Genomic DNA, 221 nt, shown 5'->3' with positions numbered 1-221 from the left:
AAATCACAGCCCTCCGGCGAGGAGCCTTCGGAGAACGCAATGCACCAACCTCTGGATGGTGTATAATTGCGCCCTTAGTAAACTAAGGGGTTTCCGGCTTCTTCCGTTCCAGCAGTTTTTTCAATAGTTCCTGCGTGTCCTGTCTGTGAAAAATGAGTTTCAACAACAGCATGACATCATCATCTGTCAGGCGTTCCGGCTCTTGCAGAAAACTTTCCAGC

General features: G+C 48.9%; 1 pseudogene. It reads right to left on the bottom strand.

What is annotated here, in order from left to right:
* Positions 1–82 precede the first annotated feature (82 nt).
* Positions 83–221: pseudogene (locus tag LJE11_RS19690) on the bottom strand (DUF3847 domain-containing protein); the annotation flags it as partial.

Origin of the sequence: Blautia sp. DFI.1.216, assembly GCF_020594215.1 — a bacterium.
In the GTDB taxonomy this organism is placed as follows: domain Bacteria; phylum Bacillota; class Clostridia; order Lachnospirales; family Lachnospiraceae; genus Blautia_A; species Blautia_A wexlerae.
This window is presented reverse-complemented; position numbering and strand designations above follow the sequence as displayed.